Raw genomic sequence first — 23089 nt, forward strand, 5'->3', positions numbered from 1 at the left:
AGTCTTAAGAGTACCGTTCGCCCCAAAGGTGCTTCATGCGCTCGATCAGTTTGTCTTCGGCGGCGTTAGGTTGCCCTTCCCAGATACGTGTGCGAAGCAGTTCGTCGGGCAGGAAATCCTGTTTGACGAAATTTCCTTCGTAGTCGTGCGCGTACTTGTAGTTTTTTCCGTAATCAAGTTCTTTCATCAGGCTCGTCGGAGCGTTGCGCAAATGGAGCGGCACCGGCAGGTTGCCCGTTTCATGCACGAGCGCCAGCGCCTTGTCGATGGCTAAGTAAGCCGAATTGCTTTTGGCGCTGCAAGCCAGATAGACGGTTGTCTCGGCGAGGATGATGCGTCCTTCGGGCCAACCGATTTTTTTGAGCGCGTCGAAGCAGGCATTGGCCAGCAACAATGCGTTGGGATTGGCCAGCCCGATGTCTTCGGCCGCCGAGATCAGCAGACGGCGGGCAATAAATTCGGGGTCTTCGCCCCCGGCCACCATGCGCGCCAGCCAGTACAGGGCGGCATCCGGATCGCTGCCACGGATCGATTTGATAAACGCCGAAATAATATCGTAATGCATCTCTCCCCCTTTGTCGTAAGCGGCAGGATTTTCCTGAAGACGCTCCACGACTTTTTGATCCGTGATCTCGATCGTATGGCCCTCTTCCTCGGCCGAGACGATAAGTTCGAGGATATTCAGCAGCTTGCGAGCGTCGCCGCCGGAGTAACGGATGAGGGCGGCCATCTCACGGAGAACGATGTTTTTTTCTTTGAGGACGATATCGTCCGTAATGGCGCGATTCAGGAGCGTCAGCAGGTCCTCTTCATCTAATGGCTTGAGCACGTACACCTGACATCGCGAAAGGAGCGGGCGGATCACCTCGAACGACGGATTCTCCGTCGTGGCGCCGATCAGCGTAACGATACCCGTCTCGACCGCGTTCAGAAGCGAGTCTTGCTGCGACTTGCTGAAACGGTGTATCTCGTCGATAAACAAGATAGGCGAGACGGTCGTCTGAAACAGCGGATTGCTTCCCGCTTTTTCGATCACTTCGCGCACGTCTTTCACTCCCGAACTGATCGCGCTGAGCGTGTAAAAGGGCGCATCGAGACGTTTGGCAATGATTTTGGCCAGCGTCGTCTTGCCGACGCCCGGCGGTCCCCAAAGGATAAACGAGGGCACGCGTCCGGCTTCGATCATCCGTCGTAGTACCGCACGTTCGCCCGTCAGATGCTTCTGACCGATGTACTCGTCGAGCGTCGTGGGACGTAACCGTTCTGCTAAAGGCTGGCTCATGGCACAAAGATAGAAAAATTAATGGGAAACGGAGGAGGGAAGCGACTGGTCAACTTTTTTCAGGACATGACAGGGTGCGATACGGTCTACCACCACGGCGATAGCTCCGTCGCCCGTCACGTTACAGGCCGTGCCGAAGCTGTCCATGGCGATATACAGCGCGATCATCAGCGCCTGCAAGGTCTCGTTAAAGCCCAGCATGCTGTGAAGCGGGCCGAGCGCGGCCATGATCGCTCCGCCGGGTACGCCGGGAGCCGCCACCATCGTGATGCCGAGCATCAGGATGAATCCGCCGAACTGAGCAAGCGTGACCGGCTCGCCGGACATCATCAGAATGGCCATGGCGCAGGCAACGATCTTCATCGTACTGCCCGACAGGTGAATCGTCGCGCAGAGCGGCACGGTAAACACCGCCACGTTCTCGCGCACGCCGTTTTTGATCACCTGCCGCAGCGTGACGGGGATCGTCGCGGCCGACGACTGGGTGCCGAGCGCCGTAGCATACGCGGGCAACATATTCATCAGCAGCCGCAATGGATTACGTCGGCCGATGGCGCCGGCTATCGTAAACTGCGTCAGAAGCAACAGAACGTGAAGCACAAAGATGACAAGAATCACTTTCAGAAACATGGCCATGATACCGGCCACCTGTCCGCTCACCGTAATATTCAGAAAAATCCCGAAGATATGGAGCGGCAGCAGCGGAACGATGACCGATTCGATAAGCCGTGTGATGATGTCGCGGAAGTTGACGAAAGCGCGATGCAGCGCATCACCCAGCATCGCACTCAACCCCAACCCGATGACAAACGAAAGGAGCAGGGCCGTCATAATGTCCATGAGCGGAGGCATGGCGACGGTGAAATAAGGAGCGAGCATCAGGGTTTCGGGATTCTCCATCGCCGTCAGTTGCGTATCGGGAGTCAGGATCGTCGGGAAAACAGCCGAGGCACTGAAATAGGTGAAGAAGCCGGAAAAAATCGTCGACCCGTAAGCGATAAGCGCGGTGACGAGGAGCAACCGCCCCGCTCCTTTCCCGATCTCGCCGATAGCCGGTGCTACGAGTCCGAGAATAATCAGCGGAATAGAAAACGACAGGAAGTTGCCGAAGAGGCCGTTAAACGTGACAAAGAGACGAACCATACCGGCGGGCATCACCTGTCCCAACACGATACCGCTCACAATGGCAATAGCCACCCAACCTAACAAGGATATGCGAAGTTTCTTTTTCATGATTCAATTCGGTCGTTATACGTATGGCAAACGTAGTAAAAAAAAGCGAATGAGACGTCGCCGGCCGGTTAATTTTTCCGGTGGCGCGACGTTCGGCCGTAGACCGCGACGCCGAGCATCACGGCAAAAAACAGCAGCGACGCCGAGGCATACGGAAGAATACCCGCCATGCCCGCATCGCGAACAAAGAGTTCGTTAAAACCGTTCAACCCCCAGTTCAGCGGAGAGATACGACTGGCAAGACGCATAAAGTAAGGCATCACGAAGGTGGGAATCCATACCCCTCCGAGAGCGGCCAGCATCACGACGGATACGGCGCCGAAGATGCTTGCCTGCTGGTTCGTACGCGCGATGCTCCCGATAGCCAGCCCGTAACCGATGGCTGACAGCGACGCCGACACCGACATCAGCAGCAACGCGCAGAGATGATGTCCGAGTTTGAGCGCGGGCAGTCCGAGCAGAGGCGTCAGATACATGCCGGTCACCATCATCAGAGCAAGCTGCAACAGACAAACACCCAGGTAAACGAACATTTTACTGAACAGATACGCCGCGTACGAGCAAGGCATCGTCATCAGCCGGTTGAGACAGCCCGTTTCACGCTCGCGGATCATGTTGCCCGCCAGCGAAACGACGATAAAGAAGATGGCGAACATGCTCCATGCCGGCACGTTATGTTGCGTAGCGTTCGGGACGATTCGCCCCTCTTCGCTTCGGGCGTACGCTTCGTCGACCGTGAGCCATTCACCCGTCTCGATATTCAGGTCGACAGGGATGGGGAGCAAACGGCCGGCCTGCGCCGATATTTCCTGAAGAAGCAGCCGGTTCTGAATCGTCAGCATCTCCTCACGTACGGCAGACATCACCGAAGAACGGAACGACGGTTTGGCCGTCGGGTCTACCAACACCCTGATCGTTAAGGGAACCCGTGCCGTATCGGCATCGGCCGGAGATGCTCCGTCGAATGCGCGTTCGACACCGTGACGCACCTGCTCACGCAGATGCTCTGTCGTGCCCTCGGGAATGATGATACCGATCAAGTAATCGCCACGCGCGATGGCCTCTTCCACCTCGTTGGCCGTAAGAGACCGGCCGTCTGCTTCGGTCGAGACGTTGAAAATACGGCTTGCCGCGAGTTGACGGCTCACGCGCCGGCCTAACGAGTCGCGGTCGGCATCGAGCAGGTAAAGCGAGATGCGGTTTTCGTTGATCGAACGGAAGGTGCCGTCCTGCAGGTACGTCATCAGCAGCACGAGCGCCCACGGCATGAGGAATAGCAACACGATGCCCCACACGTCGCGCACAAGCAACAACAGATCTTTATATATCAACGCCCGGAGCTTCATACCTCACTACCCGTCCGAGCCATAAACAGTTCTTCGAGCGACGCCGTCCCCGTCCGATTCAGCAGTTCGGCGGGAGGGCCTTCACATACCGTCCGGCCACGGTTCATCAACGCCACATGCGTGCAGAGCTTTTCGGCCTCCGCCATGTCGTGCGAAGTGTAAACGAGGGTCATCCCCTCCCGGTGAAGCGCCTGCAGATGCGTCACGATCTCTTGCCTCGACAGCACATCGACACCGACGGTCGGTTCGTCGAGAAAAAGGACTCGCGGACGGTGAAGCATCGCCACCATCAAGTTGACCTTGCGTTTCATACCGCCCGAAAGGTGCGCCGTCTTTTTCGAGAGATGCGGCGCGAGGTCGAACCGTTCGATATAGTCGTCGATGCGCTCGCGCAACGTCGCCGAAGGTATGCCTTGTATCCCACCGAAGAAATGCAGGTTCTCGCGTGCCGTCAACTCGGGATAGAGCGCGATCTCCTGCGGTACGACGCCGATCATCCGCCTGATCCGCCCCATCTCGCGACGTACGTCCAACCCGCCCACCTTGGCCTCGCCGCTGTCGTACGGACACAAGCCGCAAAGGACGGAGAGCGTTGTCGTCTTTCCTGCGCCGTTGGGGCCGAGCAGCCCGAAGAAAGTCCCTTCGGATACTTGCAGCGTCAAACCGTCGACCGACGGATGAGCAGCTCCGCGATACGTCTTACTCAACGCCCGAATATCGATCATCAGAGGGTTCATCGATGCTTCCTGATGAGTTTTTCTAACTCGACGAAGAATTGTTTCTCCCTTTCACCGATGGCTTTCAGACGGTCGCCGATGGTCTGATAATCGACGTTAGCCGCCGAACGGTTCTTGCAGATGCGTGCGGCCTCCGCCGCAAACGTGCGCCACTCGTCGCCGATAGCGGTAAGGCGTTCGGAAAAGGCGTTCAGCCCGGCGATGCCGGTAAGCGTGGCCGCTTCCTGAAGGAACGCGGCATAGAGAAAGCGAAATCCGGCACCGCCCGTGCCGATCTCCTCCATCATCCGCACAAGCTGTGCCAGATGCAAGGCTGCCCGACGCGCACCGTATTTCTGTGGGAACTTCGGAATCTTGTTGCCGAGATGCTTGAACGCGTTGATGCCGACCCAAGGCACAGGGCCGGGCTCATAAAGCATACGGTAACAGTTTTTCAGGATGGCCTTGCGTATGAGGTTGGGCAAATCGGGCTGCTTTTTCGGTAACGACCGTATCCAATACAGCTTACCCATCGGCGGATACGTGCCTTTCGAGAAACGTGCGCGCATCATATCGCGTGCCGACAGCTTCACCTTTTCAACGGCCACCGGGTCACTGACGAGGTAATCGTCGCCCTCTTTCCCGATCACACAGATATTGTGCGCATTAAAATGAAACCGGTATTCGTTCGGCACATAAGGCAGAAAATACATGCCCACCACCGCACCCGTCGGAATGCCTTGGGCAAGCAGACGATCTAATTTCGCTTCCGCACGTTTCGGACGCAGGAAAATCGACCGGCCGACTTTGAAACCCAACAAACGCGTGGCGCGTGCGAAGATGGTACCCGGCAACGGCCGGAACGACGTGACGGGAAAGCCCGCGAGATGTACAAACGGCAAATGAACGAAATAGAGCGACGCCGACAAGCCGAAAATGAGCGGCTCGGAATAGTCGTAACCATAGAAGCGCAGCAGGTTGCCGGTGACACCGTTTTCGCAATGCGCCGCACTGCGGTGTTCAAAAGGGATTTCCATCATTCTACCCGTTTTAACTCATCGACCGTTATACGCAGAGCGTCGGCATATTGCGCAAGAGTCTGATCATCTAACTCAGCAAAGGCTTCGTACTCGAGATGCTTCTTGACCTTGCGCTTCGGAATACCGGCATACGCAGCCAGCATCGCGACATCCTGCAAGTTCTTTTTCATATGATAAGCCAGCGGACTGGCTTCTTTCCTCAACACCTGCTGACGGATCGGTTCGCAATCTTCCAGAATATCTTCCCAGACAGCGGCCAGCACATCGTTCTTGACCGACCAGCCGTCACTGACCACGCCCGTGTAACGCCCTTCTTCATCGACCGCGTACATCACATCGCGGATCACTTTGTCTTTAAAATACTTCAAATCCTGAGGAACATCTTTTGTCTTCATCACACCATCCGTTTTCCGGTTTAAACAACAGTTAGCAACGCATACGCATACGAGAACCGCGCGCTCTCGGGCACCATGAGCAGGATCGTGTCTCCTTGCTTCAACCGTCCCGAACGCTCTAACCCGTCAAGCATGGCCAATGCCGAAGCGGACGCAATATTGCCGACTTCGGGCAGATTGACATACCATTTCTCCTCGGGTATACGATAGCCGACCTGCCGGAGTTCGGACGCGATTTTCTCCTTAAAATACATCGACGAGAGATGCGGCAAGAACCAGTCCGCACCTTCAGGGTCGAAATGCCGTTTCTTCACGATGCGTTGCAAAAACCGGCCGCCAAGAGCGATGATATGCTGCTCCAACAGCCGGGTATCCTGCTTCAACGAGAACAGCGAACGAGTCAACCACTCTTCTTCGGGAAACTGCGCCCACCCCATCAGCCTTCCGGCCTCGTCTTTTTCTCCTCCTGCATACATACACGTCTCCACCCGATCGGCATACGACATCGTTTCGATCCACTCGATACGGAACGACAACTTGCCTCCTGCCGGCATATGGCTGAGCAGAGCCGCCACGCTGCCGTCCGAAAGCATCCACCGTAAAAATTCCTTTTCGAACGCAAGGATGGGCTTTTCATTCAAACGGCCGATCAGCTCGGCCTCTTTCTCGAAATAGGACGCCCTCATCCATGCGGAAAGACGCTCCGAAGCCACACATACTGCATGCTCCGATTCGCCCGCAAGCATCGACAGGTACGCGTATTTCAACGCGTGCATCCCCGTACAGCACGATCCGGCGAACGAGACGACTTCCGTCTCCGCAGCACCTCCCAAAGCGCCGTGTACCATCACGCCATGCGACGGTATAAGCTGCTCAGGCGAAGCTGTGCCGCAAGCCAGCAAGTCGATATCGGCCGGCGTCACCTGTTCGTCGAACAATCCGCGCACCGCAAGCGCAGCCATTTCGACATTCGTATGCGTCACCTGCCCCGACTTGTCGAGCGCGTAATAACGCTGTTTGATACCGTTCTTCTCCAGAATAAGCCGCTTGGCAATAGACGATTTCGCATTGACAAGGCCGATGTAATCTTCCATCTCGTCATTCCCGACCGGACGATTCGGGAAGAATGCCGACAGACGCGTAATATAAACGGGATTCATTCGTTTCTTCATTAGATTATGCGCGTTCGTAACACATTTTCCGCTTCGCTTCTACGAACGCCTGCTTGCGAAACGGGTAAGTAATATAGTGAAATAAAAGGCCGAAAGGAGAAACGACATAGAGAATAAAAAACAGATAGACGCGGAACAAATCGAGCCGAGGCTTACGCGCAGAGCTTAGATAGCCTCCTTTCTTCCGCACGAAATGCGCCCATCGCCCCCAGATACGGTAGCCATTGCGCTCGATAAAGTAAAGGTTGGGAATAAACGTGATCGCCTCTTTTTCCATCAACCGTTCCTGCAGACGGTCAAATGCTCCGTCGCGCAAGGTCGTTAGAAGCACCTCGCCGAAGCGCGTCGCTCCGTCGATCTCTGCCTGCGATACCCCGGCAGCCGGCAACCATCGCGTGGCTTCTTTTCGGCCGCGAATCAGCCAGCGAACCGTGCTCAGTACGCCAATCAAGTTAGATGACCGGTCCTGCAAGACGATCCAACCGACGTAATCACCCCCTGCCTCGCGGATATATTCACGCACTTTCTGTTGCGTCATCATCCACATGTTCCGACAACCGTTGACAAACACGACACGACGCCCTTTCAGGAACGCTTTGACGTGATCCGACTGAAAGAAAGCATGCAAGGGTACGGAAAGCGAAAGATACCAGCTTTGCCCGGCGATGATCACCAGATCGGCATCATATACATCATCCAAATCAATCGGTTTCAACGGACAGGCAATGCCCAGACGCGATTCGGGAAAGACCTGAAAAAAATCATTGGCCGACCAAGGGAAAGGATATGGACTTTCGGGTACGATCTCCTGATAAACGATGCTGCAACCGGCTTTCGCCAGCGGCTCGCACATTTTTTGGGCGATAGCCAGCGCCTGTCCGGTCTGCGTATAATAAAAAACAGCGATCTTAAACGCCTGCTTCATCTGTACGGCCGTTCAACTCACCTTGATATTTCTCACCACGTCTTTGCCGAACGATTTGTTGGCCAGCTCACGGTTTCTCGGACGGAACGTACCGTCTTCCATCTCGCGCATCACGACTTGCGTAAACAGACGGAACATTTTTTGCTCCTGACTTTCGTCCTGATAGAACGTGTCCCACGCATATTCATACAATTCCTGCAATCGCTCTGCCGACATCTGCTTCGGATGAAAAACGACCTGCCCTGCGTTGTAATGATCCCAGTCGAAATCAAAGATGCGTCCCTGACGCAGGTAATCGTCATATCCTTTCGTATGCGGGAAAGGCGTCATCACGGTAAATTCGGCCAGATCGAGGTCAATTTCGAGCAGGAAATCGATGAGCCGTTTGATATCGTCCTCCGACTGGTTATCGATACCGAGCAGGATTGTCCCTTCCACTCCGATGCCATGATCGTGGTAACGTTTCACCCGCTCTTTGATATAGTCGGACGTGTCATAGACCGCCTGATACACGTACCACGCGCCGGCCTGCGCCGCCAGATCAAGTACTTTCGGATCGTCTTCGATCGTATGACTGATCCATTTTTTCTTGAACGGAATCATTTCGCGGAAGAGCTCCATCTCCCACTCTTTATTTTGAGCCAGCGAATTGTCGACGATAAAGAGGCGGTTGTTCTCGATCGAAGCAAGGTCTTCGATCACCTTGTCGATCGGTCGCGGGCGGAAAATACGTCCACCGAGGTACGACACGGCACACGGATAACAGCTGAAACGGCATCCGCGCGAAGCATGAAAGAGATCGACCATCTGCACGCCCTTGTGATTATACAATTCGCGTTTATAGAGGTCGCGCCGCGCGGGCCCGACATCGCCGATAGGCGGTTGCTGCGTCATATAGTTGTAGACTTTCTTCAGTCGGCCGTTGCGCCAGTCGTTCAACACTTCTTCCATCCGTCCTTCCGACTCGCCGAGGAAGACTGCATCGGCATGCTCGATCGTTTCTTCGGCATGCAACATGGTCGAGATGCCTCCGAAGATCACCTGTTTGCCCCGCCGCCGATATTCGTCGGCAATAGCCCAGCCCCGCTTCACCTGCGTACTGAGCATCATCGAGATGGCCACCAGATCGCACTCTTCATCAAAGTCGAGCGCTTCGACGTTCTCGTCCGTAAATGATATATCGACATATTCGGGAAGAGTGGCGGCAAAGACGACCGGCCCGTGAGGAGGGAGGTTAAACGTTGTCTGTCCTTTGAGTTTCTTCCACTTAGGGTATATCAATTTTAACTTCATACAATCAGTTTGTTAATGCTTGGAGGTCACGCAGTCTACTGCTCTGTCAAATAAACCTCCTGAATGCTTTGTTTTTATATGCGTTCGCAAAGGTAAGGCAAAAAAATAATTCCTCAAAAAACCGGTTATTGCGATCCTGAAAAAGTTTTTTTAACTTTGCCCGACTGAAAAACAAATAAAGTCAAATATAAAAACATCATTCGATATGAATTTAAAGACTCGGCTCATTGTCATGAACTTCTTGGAGTTCGCCGTATGGGGAGCGTACCTCACATCGATGGGTCGTTACCTGAGTCAGGTCGGTATGGGTAGCCACATCGGCTGGTTTTATTCGGTACAGGGATTTGTCTCGCTGTGTATGCCGGCTCTCATGGGGATTGTGGCCGACCGATGGATGGAAGCGCAACGCGTATACGGGCTTTGTCATTTTCTGGCTGGGTCGTTTATGCTCGCCGTTTCGATGTATGGTCTTTCCGCCGGGGCCGACGTCTCCTTCCCGGTGCTTTTTACGCTTTACACACTCAGCATCGCCTTTTATATGCCGACGGTGGCCTTGGCCAACTCGGTCGCTTACTCGGCGCTGGCCAAAGCCAAACTGGATGCGGTGAAGGTCTTTCCGTCGATTCGCGTATTCGGCACGATCGGATTCATCTGCACCATGATTTTCATCGATCTGGTCGGATATCAGGCAGGACCGAAGCAGTTCGCCGTTTCCGGTGTACTGGGACTTCTGCTCGCGGCCTATTCGTTCACGCTTCCGCGGTGCGCAGTCAGCCATAAAAAGAGCAGCGGTTCGCTCGTCGACGCGCTCGGCCTGCGCGCGTTCAACCTTTTCAAGGAAAAGAAAATGGCCGTCTTCTTTATTTTCTCCATGTTGCTCGGTGTATCGTTGCAGATCACGAACGGCTACGCCAACCCTTTCATTGCGACCTTCGCCGAAATCCCTCTCTATAAAGAGACCTTCGGAGTACAACACGCCAATATCCTGATCTCGATCTCGCAAATGTCCGAAACATGTTTTATTCTGCTGATTCCGTTTTGCCTGAACCGTTTCGGCATCAAACGGGTGATGTTGATGGCCATGGTCGCGTGGGTGCTTCGCTTCGGACTGTTCGGAGCCGGCAACCCCGGCGACGGCGTGTGGATGTTTGTTCTTTCGATGATCGTCTACGGCATCGCGTTCGACTTCTTCAACATTTCCGGCTCGCTGTTTGTCGACCGGGAGACGAATCCGGAGATTCGCAGCAGCGCGCAAGGCGTTTTTATGATGATGACAAACGGTTTGGGCGCATCGATCGGGATGTTGGCCGCGCAAACGGTCGTTAATCGCACGGTTTATTCGCAAATCGCCGACCCGGCCGCGCAATTGGCCGGCTGGCAGACGGCATGGTACATCTTCGCAGGCTATGCCCTCGCAGTCACGATTCTTTTCGCCATCTTCTTCCGGTACAAACACGAACCGGTAAAGAACTCAGGACATGGCAAGTTTAATCAGACTGGCTGAACGCTGATGACTGAATGCTGAACGCTTATTAAAATTACGAATTACGATATCCGAACGCAAATAAACACAAATAGCACAAATCAACGCAAATTAAAACTTGTGAAACTTGTCATAGACTTGTGCAACTTGTGGTATCTGAACGCTGATTACTGACGGCTGAACGCTAACTGACAATTACCATTAAAAACAATGCTCTTTTATCAGCTTGTCGATGACGGGATCGCCCAATTCCTTCGCTTTCTGGAAAGCCCGGCAACCTTCTTCCTTCTTATGCTGACGAATAAGGCAAAGTCCTAACAAACGATGCCCCGCCGCGAAGTCGGGTTGCAGGCTGATGGACTTTTCAAGGCTCGCCTGCGCCTTTTCCAGCTCCTGCTTGCGCAGATAAATCGACGCCTCTTCGGCATAATACAGCGCGTTCTCCGGTTCCTTGGCCAACGCCGACTGAATATCGGCCAACGCTCCGTCCATATCGCCCGCACGGAATTTAGCCTGCTCGCGATAATAATAAAACAATTCTTCTTCATCGGCTCCTCCCAGTTCGTAATATCGATCGTAATCTTTCACGGCGGCAGCATACTGACCCATCTGCATTTTCAGACCGGCAGTTTCGAGAAGGTAAGCTCCCGCGTAGGTTGGGTTCGTCGTCATGGCGCGTGCACAGGCGCTGTCCATCAATGCGATCACCTTGCCGAGGTTTGCCCCTTCGATCTGCTCTTCTGCTTTCGCCGCCATATAGAATGACGAGGCCGATGCCATCGAACTTTGATTCACCAACGCGTACGATGCCGCCGCCTTACGGTAATCTTCCTGAAAGAAAGCGATATCGCCTTCCAACTGATGGAATAGCGGCATATCCGTTGCGGCAAGCGCTTTGCCGATCAGTTCGGCTGCTCGCTCCATGCTCCATTCGGCCGACTTGAGCGTCGTATCGTTAGCCGCCACGCCGTAAATCAGTTTCGCCTGATTGTAATATCCTTCGCCCCGATTGTCTCCGAAATGCTTCAGCGACGTTTCCATGTCGACGCGGGCGCGTTCGAGCAACTGCGCTTCGGTTCCCACGTCCGTCAGCAGCTTTCGCTGATAGACATAATGCGATGCGCGGCTCAGATAACCGTCCGGCTCGTTCGGAAATTTGGCAATAAACTCGTTCAGTGTCTCCAAATACGTCGGCGCGTCCTGTTGCGACGAGTAGAGCATCAAAGCCACCTGCGCGTCTTCCACTTTGTCGCTCCACGCTTTCCGTATGCCGATCGACGAATACGCTTTGTTCAGGATGTCCATCTGTCCGATCCGGATATCTTGAATATACGGCACCGAGATACCGTATGTTTTCCCTTTCCCCGACGCATCGGCCTGCGCCATGGCGAAAACCTCGCCGTTTTCGGTCAGCAAAGGCGCGCTCACTTGCTCCCGGCTCAGCGGCATCTCGACTTTGTAATATCCGTAACGGTCTTTTACTTTCGACACTTCCGAAACGGCTGCGTTCGGAAGCGAAGCCCCTTTCGACAGTCCGGCCGGAAGCAAGTAAGCTGCCGCTCCGACGGCAGGCAACTCATTCGTAACCGTCAGCCAAGCCGTTTTTTTGGGCACGGATACCATAAAACGAACAACGTCATACATTTCGTCGGCGCCGAGAATATGCGTCACGCGCAAGCGCTTCCCTTCCGCATCGGTCACCGTCGCTTTTTCCGCGCCGATAAACAGCGAATAGTCCGACACCGCCTCTCCCGTTTCGGTGATAAAGAATCCCGTACCTTTCGTTACGTTTCCGCTCTTGTCTACCGCCTCTATCGTGAAAACGGCCTTCTTAGCTTTCTCCGCCCATTTGGGCAATTGCTTCTGAGCCGTCAGAGATACGCTCTGCGAAGCGACCCAAATCCATAGTAATAATCGTTTCATACGTTGTTCATTTCTAAAATCCATGCAAAAATAGCAGTTTCATCCGGATTTAAAAATAACACCCGTCTCTTTTCCCTCTTTGTCCGAGGCGGAAGCGAATAATGCTCCGCGACGAATGATTTGAACAGCCAACGCCCCCCTTCGATCGATGACACCTTATATTTATCACATCTTTATCATCCATTTTTACACCTTCACAATCAATTACGATGCGTAAACAATGAAATATTGTCAGTTGTGATATAAATATTGCCAGTTCACACATCAAATATGACGCATGAACAATCGATTATGGCGCGTGAAACAATGAAATATTGTCAGTTGCGATATAAATATGGTCAGTTCACACGTCAAATATGACGCATGAACAATCGAATATGACGCGTAAAGCATGAAATATGGTCAGTTCACAATCAATTATGACGCCTCTCCTGTCGATTATTTTGCTTTTCCTTTCAATTTTTATATCTCGTCTGTTCATTCCGGCGGACAAACGATAAAATATGATCCGCTCACTGTTAATTTAGCTCCATTCATTCCTTATCAGGACACCAACATGATTCAAAATGACACATCGGGAATCGAATAAGTTGTCTTGAATGGAATAAAAATTCAAAAAAAATATCCTCCGAGAATATTTATTCATAATAATTCGTATATTTGCGGCGTATTCATAATATTTATTCATCATGAACATCAAACAAAAACGCTTGGAAGCGATTGAGAAGATTATCCGCTCGGAGATGATACGGAATCAGGACGAATTGCAGAGAGCCCTGAGCAATAAAGGCTTCGATGTAACGCAGGCGACCCTCTCGCGCGATATTCGCGAACTGAAAATCGTGAAAAGACACGACGGCGATAACCGGTATATCTACGTTTTGCCCGGCGCGATGCCGGCCGGCAAACCGGCCGTTGAGTTTTCGGGGCATCTGGCCGTGCTTAAAACGCCGCCGGGCTACGCCATGGCCATCGCGTCGGACATCGACCGCGTCGCGCCGCACGAAATCCTTGCCACGATTGCCGGCGATGACACCATCCTCGTCATTCCGCGCGACGGGTATTCGAATATACAGGTAGCAAAAGCGTTAGAGCCGTTTTTAACCGGCCGGTAGGCCCATGAAGCAGGAAAGAAATGACAAAAACGACTAAAAAACAAACGGACGAAGTAGATTTTGACGTAATGGTAGCGGACGAAAGTCACGAAAGATACGTCGACACCATCCTCGATACGATCGAAATCGCCGCTCGCAAACGCGGTTCGGGCATTGCAAGGCGTACGCACGAGTACGTCGCTCAAAAAATGCGCGAAGGAAAGGTGATCATCGCGCTCGCGGGCGATGAATTCGCGGGATTCAGCTATATCGAGTCGTGGGGAAACAAACAGTATGTGGCCACATCGGGATTGATCGTGGCCGACAAGTTCCGGAACCACGGACTGGCGAAACGCATCAAACACGCGGCGTTTCAGCTGGCGCGGCTACGGTGGCCGAAGGCGAAGCTCTTCAGTCTGACGTCGGGCAGCGCCGTCATGAAGATGAACACCGAATTAGGCTACGTGCCCGTCACGTTCAGCGACCTGACGGACGATGAAGCGTTCTGGCGCGGCTGTAGCGGCTGTGTCAACCACGATGTGCTTACGCGCACGCAGCGTCAATACTGCATCTGCACCGCCATGCTCTTCGATCCCGAAGATCCGCGATGCCTCATGCTCGAAAAACTGAACAAGACATGGGCGAAACGGCGCGGCGCCTCACGTTCCAAGCCTAAAGAAACAAAATCATAAACAACGCAATCATTCAAAACAGATGAAAAAGGAAAGTAAAAACGCCGCCTCGACGGCAAAAAGCGCGAAAAAGAAAGTTGTCGTCGCCTTCAGCGGCGGACTCGACACGTCGTTTACCGTTATGTATCTGGCGCGCGAGAAAGGCTACGAAGTCTACGCCGCATGTGCCGACACGGGAGGCTTTACCAAAGAGCAGCTCCGCAAAAACGAAGCCAACGCCTACAAACTCGGCGCCAAAGCATACGTTACGCTCGACGTCACGAAAGAATATTACGAAAAGAGTTTAAAATACATGATCTTCGGCAACGTTCTCCGCAACGGCACCTACCCCGTGTCCGTCTCGTCCGAGCGAATCTTTCAAGGCATGGCCATTGCGCGCTACGCCAACGAGATCGGAGTGCAAGCCATCGCTCACGGCTCGACCGGCGCGGGCAATGATCAGGTGCGCTTCGACATGACGTTCCTCGTCATGTGCCCCGACGTCGAAATCATCACGCTTACGCGCGACATGAACCTGACCCGGCAGTTCGAAATCGATTATCTGAACCAAAACGGCTTCAAAGCCGACTTCGAAAAACTCAAATACTCCTATAACGTAGGTATTTGGGGCACCTCGATCTGCGGAGGCGAAATCCTCGACTCGGCTCAGGGACTGCCCGAAACGGCTTATCTCAAGCAAGTGGAGAAAACCGGAAGCGAACAACTGAAAATCGAATTCAAGCAAGGTGAAATTGTCGCGGTGAACGGCAAAAAATATACCGACAAAATCAAAGCCATTCTGGCCATCGAGAAAATCGGCGCCGCCTACGCGATCGGGCGCGACATGCACGTGGGCGATACTATCATCGGCATCAAAGGACGCGTGGGCTTCGAGGCTGCCGCGCCGATGATGATCATCGCAGCGCACCGCTTCCTCGAAAAATATACCCTCTCCAAATGGCAGCAATACTGGAAAGACCAAGTGGCCAACTGGTACGGGATGTTTCTGCACGAGAGTCAGTATCTCGAACCCGTGATGCGCGATATCGAAGCGATGCTGACCGAAAGTCAGCGGAACGTGAACGGAACCGTTACGCTCGAACTGCGTCCCTATTCGTTCTCGACCGTCGGCGTCGAGTCGAAAGACGATTTGGTGAAGACGAAGTTCGGAGAATACGGGGAAACCCAGAAAGGCTGGACGGCCGACGAAGCGAAAGGCTTCATCAAAGTCCTTTCCACGCCGTTGCGCGTCTATTATACGAACCATCAGGAAGAACGGAACTTGATATGATACATGTGGGAATCATCGGAGGCGCGGGCTATACCGCCGGCGAGCTGATACGCCTGCTACTGCACCATCCGCAGGCGACGATTGCTTTCGTGCACTCGTCGAGCAACGCCGGCAACGCCCTGACCGACGTCCATGCCGGACTTTATGGCGAAACAGACCTGCGCTTTACCGATCACATACTGCTCGATACCGTCGACGTGCTGTTTCTTTGCTCCGGACACGGCGAAAGCACGCGTTTTCTGCAATCGCACGACATTCCTGCGCGCGTCAAGGTCATCGATTTGGCACAGGATTTCCGTTTGGCCTCGCCCGATCACGATTTTGTGTACGGCCTGCCGGAAATAAACCGCGACGCGCTCCGCCATGCGCGCCACGTAGCCAATCCCGGCTGCTTCGCCACGTGTATTCAACTCGCGCTCCTTCCTTTGGCTGCTCGCAGACTGCTTTCCGGTTACGTTGCGGTGAATGCCATCACCGGTTCCACGGGCGCGGGCGTCAAACCGACGGAAACGACGCATTTCAGCTGGCGAAACGGCAACATCAGCATTTATCAGGCCTTCCGGCATCGCCACGTGCCCGAAATCAAACAGTCGCTGCGGCAACTGCAACCCGCCTTTGCCGGCGATATCGAATTCATTCCCTATCGGGGAGATTTCACACGAGGTATTTTCTGTACCGCCGTCGTCAGAACGGAAAAACCGTTCACGCAGGAAGAAACCGACAAGCTCTTTGCCGATTTTTATGCCGACGCCGCCTTTACGCACTACCTCGCTCAGGTTCCCGACCTGAAACAAGTGGTTAACACCAACAAAGCACTGGTTCACGCCGACGCGTTTGAGGATAAATGGCTCGTCACAGCGGTTATCGACAACCTGCTCAAAGGCGCGTCCGGACAGGCCGTCCAAAATATGAACCTGATGTTCGGTCTGGACGAAACAGCGGGCTTGCGGTTGAAGCCCGTGGCTTTTTAATCATCAAACACCTTAAAAACAAAGACAAAAGCATGAATCTTTTCGACGTCTATCCGCTTTTCGACATCGCCATCACGAAAGGTGAAGGCTGTCGTATCCGAGACGAACAAGGCAACGACTATTTAGATTTGTACGGTGGTCATGCCGTGATCAGCATCGGGCACAGTCACCCGGTTTATACGGCCGCCATCGCCCGGCAAGTGCAAACGTTAGGGTTTTATTCGAATTCCGTCGTGAACAGACTCCAACAATCGTTTGCCGAAAGGCTTGGACACGTGTCGGGATACGATGATTACGCGCTCTTCCTGATCAACAGCGGCGCCGAAGCGAACGAGAACGCCCTCAAACTTGCTTCGTTTCACAACGGACGCCGACGAGTGCTCTGCGCCACGAATTCGTTTCACGGACGAACCTCGCTGGCCGTCGAAGTAACGGATAATGCAAAAATCACAGCGCCCGTCAACGCGAACGGACATGCCACCTTCGTGCCGCTGAACGATCTCGACGCGTGGCATGCCGAACTGGCTAAGGGCGATGTGTGCGCGTGTATCGTCGAATGTATTCAGGGCGTGGGCGGCATCCGTCTGGCCACGCACGCATTCATGCAGGGACTGCGCGAAGCGTGCGACGCATACGGCACCCTCCTTATCTGCGACGAGATACAATGCGGCTACGGACGCTCAGGCCTCTTCTTCGCGCACCAACATCTCGGCGTCAAGCCCGACTTGATTACCGTCGGCAAAGGAATCGCCAACGGCTTCCCCATGGGCGCTCTGCTCATCTCGCCACGCTTTACGGCCGTGCACGGACAGTTAGGCACCACCTTCGGAGGCAATCATCTCGCGTGCGCCGGCGCCTTGGCCGTGCTCGACGTCATCGAACAAGAGAAGCTCGTCGAAAATGCCTCCGCCGTCGGGCAATACCTGCTCGACGAACTCGTCCGGTTCCCGCGGATCAAAGAAGTGCGCGGCAAAGGGCTGATGCTCGGCCTCGAATTCGACTTTCCGATCCAAACGCTACGCAAACGCCTCATCTACGAACAGCACGTATTTACCGGCAGCTCGGGTACGCATATCCTGCGCCTGCTCCCTCCACTTTCGCTCTCGTTTACGGAAGCAGACGAGTTTCTGCACAAACTCCGTAAAGCGCTCGAAACAGCGTGATGGCGAAAAAGTTGGGCGGAGTTCAGCATTCAGCCCTTCGGACGTTGAATTGTTTAGGTGTTTGTTGTTTTGCTGCCGGTATTCGGATAAACTGCAAGGCACACAAGGGATTTCGCTAAGTTCTCAAGTTTTCATTTGCTCTGATTGGCGCCTTTTGCGTCATTCGCGTTCGGACATTCGGCTGTCTGTTTTCAGCATTCAGCCATCAGCATTCAGATTTAACCACAAGTTTCACAAGTTTATGACAAGTTTCACAAGTTTTTCTTTTAGCCGTCAGTGTTCAGTAATCAGCGGTCAGCGTAATTTAATTGTTAATTGTCACTGGTTAATGGTTATTTGCAAGGTACGTGCTAGGCCCTGAAAGGGCGTAATAATTCAGCCCAATGCGAAGCGTTGGGGAAAGAGGTAGCCCCCCATTGGGAGGGCTGAAAGCCTGATATATTTCAATTGTTAATGGTTAATTGTCAATTGTTATGCAGGGTACATGTTGTAGAGACGCAATTCATTGCGTCTCTACGGCGCGTACTGTGTCCATTTGCGAAATTTGCGAAATTCGCGTTCGGACATTTGTCATTCAGAGCGAAGCGATGAATCTGTCCTTCTCTGGCGGGATTCCTCACTATGTTCGGAATGACAAGGCGGAGTGTCTGTAATTTGCAATAAGTAATCAGCTATCGGCAACCAGCCATCAGATTAACCAAACGAAGAAAAGTGTGAAAATTTGACTCTTTCTTCCGAATAAACCTGCCCAACCGGACACTTCGCGGTTAAACAAATGCCATCGAGGTAGAAATACATCTTTTTCGCTCAAAAGCTTGGAGAATGTTCAAAAAAAGAATACTTTTGAACCCTCAAATCGCCCCGTTTAGGGAGAAAAGAAAGCGCTTCGGGCGCTTTCCGATTGGAATGATAGATAGGCAACAGAAAAATAAAAAAGATGGGGATATGAATGACCGGCCTGATCACTGCACGGAAGTATCATCCGGCGCGACGGTCAGGGCACATGAAATAAAAGCCATTCGATGAAGAAGTACGGAGTCACGTAGCAATGAAAAAAATAAGAGCAGCCATCGTAGGATATGGCAATATTGGGAAATATGTACTGGAGGCGCTGGAAACGGCTCCCGATTTTGAGGTCGCGGGCATCGTACGCCGCCATCCGGAAAACGTTCCGGACGAATTGAAAGGTTATCTCGTAACAGACTCGCTGAAAAAACTGAATGATACCGATGTCGCCATTCTGTCCACCCCCACCCGACAGGTTGAAGCATACGCCAAAGAAGCCATCGCACTCGGCATGAACACCGTCGACAGCTTCGACATCCATACCGGAATCGCGGCATTGCGTCGCTCTCTGGACGAAGAAGCCAAAAAGCATCGTGTCGTGTCTGTCATTTCGGCCGGTTGGGATCCGGGAAGCGACTCCATCGTTCGCGCCTTGTTGCAAGCCATCGTACCGAAAGGCATTACGTACACCAACTTCGGGCCGGGCATGAGCATGGGGCACACCGTCGCCGTCAAAGCCGTCGAAGGGGTTAAAGCCGCCTTGAGCATGACGATTCCGTTAGGCACAGGCGTTCATCGGCGGATGGTGTACATCGAGCTGAACGAAGGACACGACTTTGCTGCCGTCGCCGAGGCCATCAAGAAAGACGACTACTTCGCACACGACGAGACCCACGTCATTCAAGTCGATTCGGTCGAAGATTTACAAGACATGGGACATGGCGTTCATCTCGTTCGCAAAGGCGCTTCGGGCAAAACGCAAAATCAGCAGATCGCGTTCGATATGAAGATCAACAACCCTGCGCTGACGGCTCAGATTCTCGTAGCGTCCGCCCGGGCCTCGATGAAACAAGCCCCCGGCGCTTACACGATGATCGAAATACCGGTGATCGACTTGCTCCCCGGCGATCGCGAAGAATGGATCAAAAAACTCGTTTAATACGCATCTAAATCAACAAAAATACAAACCAATCAATTTATCGGATAATGGCGGCCTGCGGCTTCGATTATCAGCTTATAAGAACATGTTATCGGAAATCACTTGGACAGCAGACCCGGCAATTTTCTCCATCGGATCGAAGGAAATACGCTGGTACTCGTTGATGTTTATCATCGGGTTCGGCATCGGTTATAAAATCGTGGAACGGATGTGGACACGCGAAAGTATCAATCCGAAATGGATCGACCCGCTGCTTTATTATACTCTGGCCGGTACAGTCGTCGGCGCACGCCTCGGACACTGTCTTTTTTACGATCCGGGCTACTATCTGTCGCATCCCGTCGATATCCTGAAAGTTTGGGAAGGCGGTTTGGCCAGCCACGGTGGAGTGCTCGGGATTATTGTCGCAATTTATTTCTATTCCAAATACGTATCGCGGCAGAGCATGCTCTGGACATTCGATAAGCTCGTCGTACCGACGGGGCTCGTTGCCGCTCTGATACGCATCGGTAACTTGATGAACCACGAGGTGTACGGTCTGCCGACCGATCTGCCGTGGGGCTTCCGTTTCATTGAAAATCTGCACGCATGGCGACAAGGCGCGGAGCCGATCTTCTCGGCACCGTCTCACCCGACGCAAATTTACGAGGCCGCCTGCTATCTGCTCACGTTCGCACTCTGCATGTGGCTTTACTTCAAGAAAGATGCGTGGAAAAAAGAAGGTTTGATCTTCGGTATCTTTATGATTTGTATCTTTACGGCGCGATTCTTTATCGAATTTCTGAAAAATAATCAGGAAGATTTCGAGGCGGCCATGCCGATCAACATGGGACAATGCCTGAGTATCCCGTTCATCGTGATGGGCATTTATTTCGTCGTGCGAGCATGGAGACGTTCGAATCTCAACACCATCAAACCCAACAGGACATAAACAATTTTAATTCTATATATGAGGCTAATATACACGATATGAAAGCTATTGCGAAGAATATTTATTATGTGGGCGTCAATGACCGCCAGAAACAGTTGTTTGAAAACATTTGGCCGCTTCCGAGTGGCGTTTCGTACAATTCGTACCTGATCGACGGTGAAAAAACCGCACTCGTCGACACGGTTGATATCTGCTACTCAGATATGTTTTTCAAAAAAATCGCCAAAATCTTAAATGGGCGCACGCTCGATTATCTCATTGTCGGTCACATGGAACCGGACCATGCGGGAAGTATCCGCCTGCTGCGCCAGCAGTATCCGGACATGAAAATCGTCGGAAACCGGCAGACGTTCGGCATGCTGGCCGGCTATCACAACATTACGGAAGGACTGCACGAAGTAAAAGACGGCGAGAGCCTCGATTTGGGCACACATAAGCTGACATTCTACATGGCTCCGATGGTGCACTGGCCGGAAGTGATGTTTACGTACGAAGAAACGGAACGAGTACTGTTCTCGGCCGACGCTTTCGGTACGTTCGGAACCATCGACGGAGGAGTGCTCGATACGGAGATGAATACGGACCGTTATTGGAGTGAAATGATGCGATACTATTCGAACATCGTCGGAAAATACGGCGGCCCGGTGCAAAAAGCGTTGCAGAAACTTTCGGGAGTCGATGTGCAAATGATCTGTTCGACGCATGGCCCTGTCTGGACGGAACAACGCGGTCGCGTCATTGAAATTTACGACCGTCTCAGCCGCTACGAAGGCATCGAAGGGGTGACGCTCGTTTACGGAAGCATGTACGGAAACACCGAACTGATGGCCGAAACCATCGCGACGGCACTGGCCGAAGGAGGTATCAAAAACATCGCCATGCATAACGTGAGCAAGAGCCATTCTTCCTATATCCTGCGCGACTTATTCAATTACAAAGGCGTGATTATCGGTAGTCCGACTTATAGCAATCAGCTGTTCCCCGAAATTGACGCGTTGCTTCAGAAAATCGAACTGCGCGAAATCAAGAACAGAGTGTACGGTTATTTCGGTTCGTTCACCTGGGCCGGTGCGGCCGTCAAACGACTGGGCGCATTCGGAGAGAGCATGAAATGGGAATGTATCGGCACGCCTGTTGAGCAAAAACAAAGCATCTCTTCGGAAGAAGAATGTATTTCCCTCGGCCGGTCGATGGCGGAAGCATTAAAGAAAAACAAATAACAACTAAACTAATCCAATATATATTCTCATGAGAGTAATTATTGAACCGACTTACGAGTTGATATCTCAATGGGCAGCCAACTATATCGCTGCGAAAATGATTCAGGCCAAGCCGACAGCCGAAAAACCGTTCGTACTCGGACTGCCGACAGGCTCCTCGCCGCTGGGCACGTATAAAGCGTTGATTGACCTTTATAAGAATGGCAAAATATCGTTCCAACATGTGATTACGTTCAATATGGACGAATATGTAGGCATCCCCGAAGATCATCCGGAGAGCTACCATACGTTCATGAAGAAGAACTTCTTCAGCCATGTCGACATTCAGGAAAAGAACGTAAACATCCTCGACGGTAATGCCAAAGACCTCGAAGCCGAATGTGCCGGTTACGAAGAACGGATCCGTCAGGCAGGCGGGATCGACTTGTTCCTCGGCGGCATCGGCCCGGACGGACACGTCGCTTTCAACGAACCGGGCTCTTCGCTGACATCGCGCACCCGTATCAAATCGTTGACAACCGATACGATCATCGCTAATTCGCGTTTCTTCGACAATGATGTGAATAAAGTGCCGAAAACGGCACTCACCGTCGGCGTCGGAACCGTTATGGACGCGAAGGAGGTCGTTATCCTCGCCAACGGTCATAACAAAGCGCGCGCCTTGCAGCAGGCCATCGAGGGTAGTGTGAATCAGATGTGGACGATCACCGCCTTGCAGATGCATCCGAAGGGTATCATCGTATGCGACGAGGCCGCGTGTGCCGAAATCAAGGTTGGGACATACAACTATTTCAAAGACATCGAGAAAGACAACCTCGATCCGAAATCGTTGCTGAAATAAACAGACCGTAAGCAAAGGTCGGGCTGTGTCGAAATGAACTCTCGGCACAGCCTTTTTAATATCTTCACGAAGATTGATTACAATCATCGATGCAGGAGATAAATCTGTTTAGATATTTTAATCAATCAGCTTGCAGGAAATAAATCTGTTTAGA

The 23089-nt window shown here is 52.7% G+C and carries 20 protein-coding genes; 10 read left to right on the top strand and 10 right to left on the bottom strand.

Going from position 1 to position 23089, the window contains the following annotated elements; all coding sequences use genetic code 11:
- Positions 1 to 4 precede the first annotated feature (4 nt).
- The 9 genes from Q4A89_RS05185 to Q4A89_RS05225 all read right to left on the bottom strand — a co-directional run bounded on the left by Q4A89_RS05185 (position 5) and on the right by Q4A89_RS05225 (position 9402).
- Complete coding sequence (locus Q4A89_RS05185; RefSeq protein WP_303184182.1) at positions 5 to 1282, bottom strand: replication-associated recombination protein A; 1278 nt, start codon at positions 1280 to 1282, stop codon at positions 5 to 7.
- Positions 1283 to 1300: 18 nt separating this feature from the next.
- Positions 1301 to 2515 (bottom strand): dicarboxylate/amino acid:cation symporter, encoded by a 1215-nt coding sequence (locus tag Q4A89_RS05190; protein ID WP_303184183.1) that lies wholly within the window; start codon positions 2513 to 2515, stop codon positions 1301 to 1303.
- A gap of 68 nt (positions 2516 to 2583) precedes the next feature.
- Complete coding sequence (locus tag Q4A89_RS05195) at positions 2584 to 3846, bottom strand: ABC transporter permease (protein WP_303184184.1); 1263 nt, start codon at positions 3844 to 3846, stop codon at positions 2584 to 2586.
- An 11-nt stretch (positions 3847 to 3857) separates the two neighbouring features.
- The gene (locus Q4A89_RS05200) at positions 3858 to 4598 is read right to left on the bottom strand and encodes an ABC transporter ATP-binding protein (RefSeq protein WP_303184185.1); all 741 of its coding nucleotides are present in this window, start codon (positions 4596 to 4598) and stop codon (positions 3858 to 3860) included.
- Entirely contained in the window at positions 4595 to 5617 is a 1023-nt protein-coding gene (locus tag Q4A89_RS05205) for a BtrH N-terminal domain-containing protein (protein ID WP_303184186.1), read from the bottom strand. Before Q4A89_RS05205 ends, Q4A89_RS05200 begins: the two co-directional genes overlap by 4 nt.
- A complete protein-coding gene (locus Q4A89_RS05210) occupies positions 5614 to 6012 on the bottom strand; it encodes a hypothetical protein (protein WP_303184187.1) in 399 nt (132 codons plus the stop codon). Before Q4A89_RS05210 ends, Q4A89_RS05205 begins: the two co-directional genes overlap by 4 nt.
- A gap of 20 nt (positions 6013 to 6032) precedes the next feature.
- Positions 6033 to 7172, bottom strand: a complete 1140-nt coding sequence (locus Q4A89_RS05215) for a beta-ketoacyl-ACP synthase III (RefSeq protein ID WP_303184188.1) — start codon at positions 7170 to 7172, stop codon at positions 6033 to 6035.
- 16 nt (positions 7173 to 7188) lie between these two features.
- Positions 7189 to 8109: a hypothetical protein gene (locus Q4A89_RS05220; RefSeq protein WP_303184189.1), complete on the bottom strand. Its 921-nt coding sequence runs from the start codon at positions 8107 to 8109 to the stop codon at positions 7189 to 7191.
- Between the two features lie 12 nt (positions 8110 to 8121).
- The gene (locus Q4A89_RS05225; RefSeq protein WP_124788932.1) at positions 8122 to 9402 is read right to left on the bottom strand and encodes a radical SAM protein; all 1281 of its coding nucleotides are present in this window, start codon (positions 9400 to 9402) and stop codon (positions 8122 to 8124) included.
- Between the two features lie 205 nt (positions 9403 to 9607).
- On the opposite strand from Q4A89_RS05225, the gene Q4A89_RS05230 reads away from it, so the two are divergent.
- Positions 9608 to 10906, top strand: coding sequence for an MFS transporter (locus Q4A89_RS05230; RefSeq protein ID WP_303184190.1), 1299 nt, complete (start codon positions 9608 to 9610; stop codon positions 10904 to 10906).
- A gap of 180 nt (positions 10907 to 11086) precedes the next feature.
- On the opposite strand, the gene Q4A89_RS05235 is transcribed toward Q4A89_RS05230, so the two are convergent.
- On the bottom strand, positions 11087 to 12808 hold the full coding sequence (locus tag Q4A89_RS05235) for a tetratricopeptide repeat protein (RefSeq protein WP_303184191.1): 1722 nt from the start codon (positions 12806 to 12808) through the stop codon (positions 11087 to 11089).
- 689 nt (positions 12809 to 13497) lie between these two features.
- On the opposite strand from Q4A89_RS05235, the gene Q4A89_RS05240 reads away from it, so the two are divergent.
- The 9 genes from Q4A89_RS05240 to nagB all read left to right on the top strand — a co-directional run bounded on the left by Q4A89_RS05240 (position 13498) and on the right by nagB (position 22935).
- Positions 13498 to 13923 carry an arginine repressor gene (locus Q4A89_RS05240; RefSeq protein WP_303184192.1) on the top strand — a complete coding sequence of 142 codons (426 nt, stop codon included), beginning with the start codon at positions 13498 to 13500 and terminating at the stop codon, positions 13921 to 13923.
- A 20-nt stretch (positions 13924 to 13943) separates the two neighbouring features.
- Positions 13944 to 14594 carry a GNAT family N-acetyltransferase gene (locus Q4A89_RS05245; protein ID WP_303184193.1) on the top strand — a complete coding sequence of 217 codons (651 nt, stop codon included), beginning with the start codon at positions 13944 to 13946 and terminating at the stop codon, positions 14592 to 14594.
- A gap of 22 nt (positions 14595 to 14616) precedes the next feature.
- Positions 14617 to 15864 (top strand): argininosuccinate synthase, encoded by a 1248-nt coding sequence (locus Q4A89_RS05250; protein WP_303184194.1) that lies wholly within the window; start codon positions 14617 to 14619, stop codon positions 15862 to 15864.
- A complete protein-coding gene (gene argC / locus Q4A89_RS05255) occupies positions 15861 to 16835 on the top strand; it encodes an N-acetyl-gamma-glutamyl-phosphate reductase (protein ID WP_303184195.1) in 975 nt (324 codons plus the stop codon). The genes Q4A89_RS05250 and argC overlap by 4 nt, the downstream gene beginning before the upstream one ends.
- Before the next feature lie 32 nt (positions 16836 to 16867).
- Positions 16868 to 17998 carry an aspartate aminotransferase family protein gene (locus tag Q4A89_RS05260; protein WP_303184196.1) on the top strand — a complete coding sequence of 377 codons (1131 nt, stop codon included), beginning with the start codon at positions 16868 to 16870 and terminating at the stop codon, positions 17996 to 17998.
- Positions 17999 to 19046: 1048 nt separating this feature from the next.
- Positions 19047 to 19943 (top strand): diaminopimelate dehydrogenase, encoded by an 897-nt coding sequence (locus tag Q4A89_RS05265; protein WP_303184197.1) that lies wholly within the window; start codon positions 19047 to 19049, stop codon positions 19941 to 19943.
- A gap of 85 nt (positions 19944 to 20028) precedes the next feature.
- Positions 20029 to 20874: a prolipoprotein diacylglyceryl transferase gene (lgt, locus tag Q4A89_RS05270; RefSeq protein WP_303184198.1), complete on the top strand. Its 846-nt coding sequence runs from the start codon at positions 20029 to 20031 to the stop codon at positions 20872 to 20874.
- A 29-nt stretch (positions 20875 to 20903) separates the two neighbouring features.
- A complete protein-coding gene (locus Q4A89_RS05275; RefSeq protein ID WP_303184200.1) occupies positions 20904 to 22094 on the top strand; it encodes an FprA family A-type flavoprotein in 1191 nt (396 codons plus the stop codon).
- 28 nt (positions 22095 to 22122) lie between these two features.
- Positions 22123 to 22935, top strand: coding sequence for a glucosamine-6-phosphate deaminase (gene nagB, locus Q4A89_RS05280; RefSeq protein ID WP_303184199.1), 813 nt, complete (start codon positions 22123 to 22125; stop codon positions 22933 to 22935).
- The last annotated feature ends 154 nt before the right edge of the window (positions 22936 to 23089 follow it).

It is taken from the genome of Tannerella sp. (genome assembly GCF_030528505.1).
GTDB lineage: Bacteria > Bacteroidota > Bacteroidia > Bacteroidales > Tannerellaceae > Tannerella.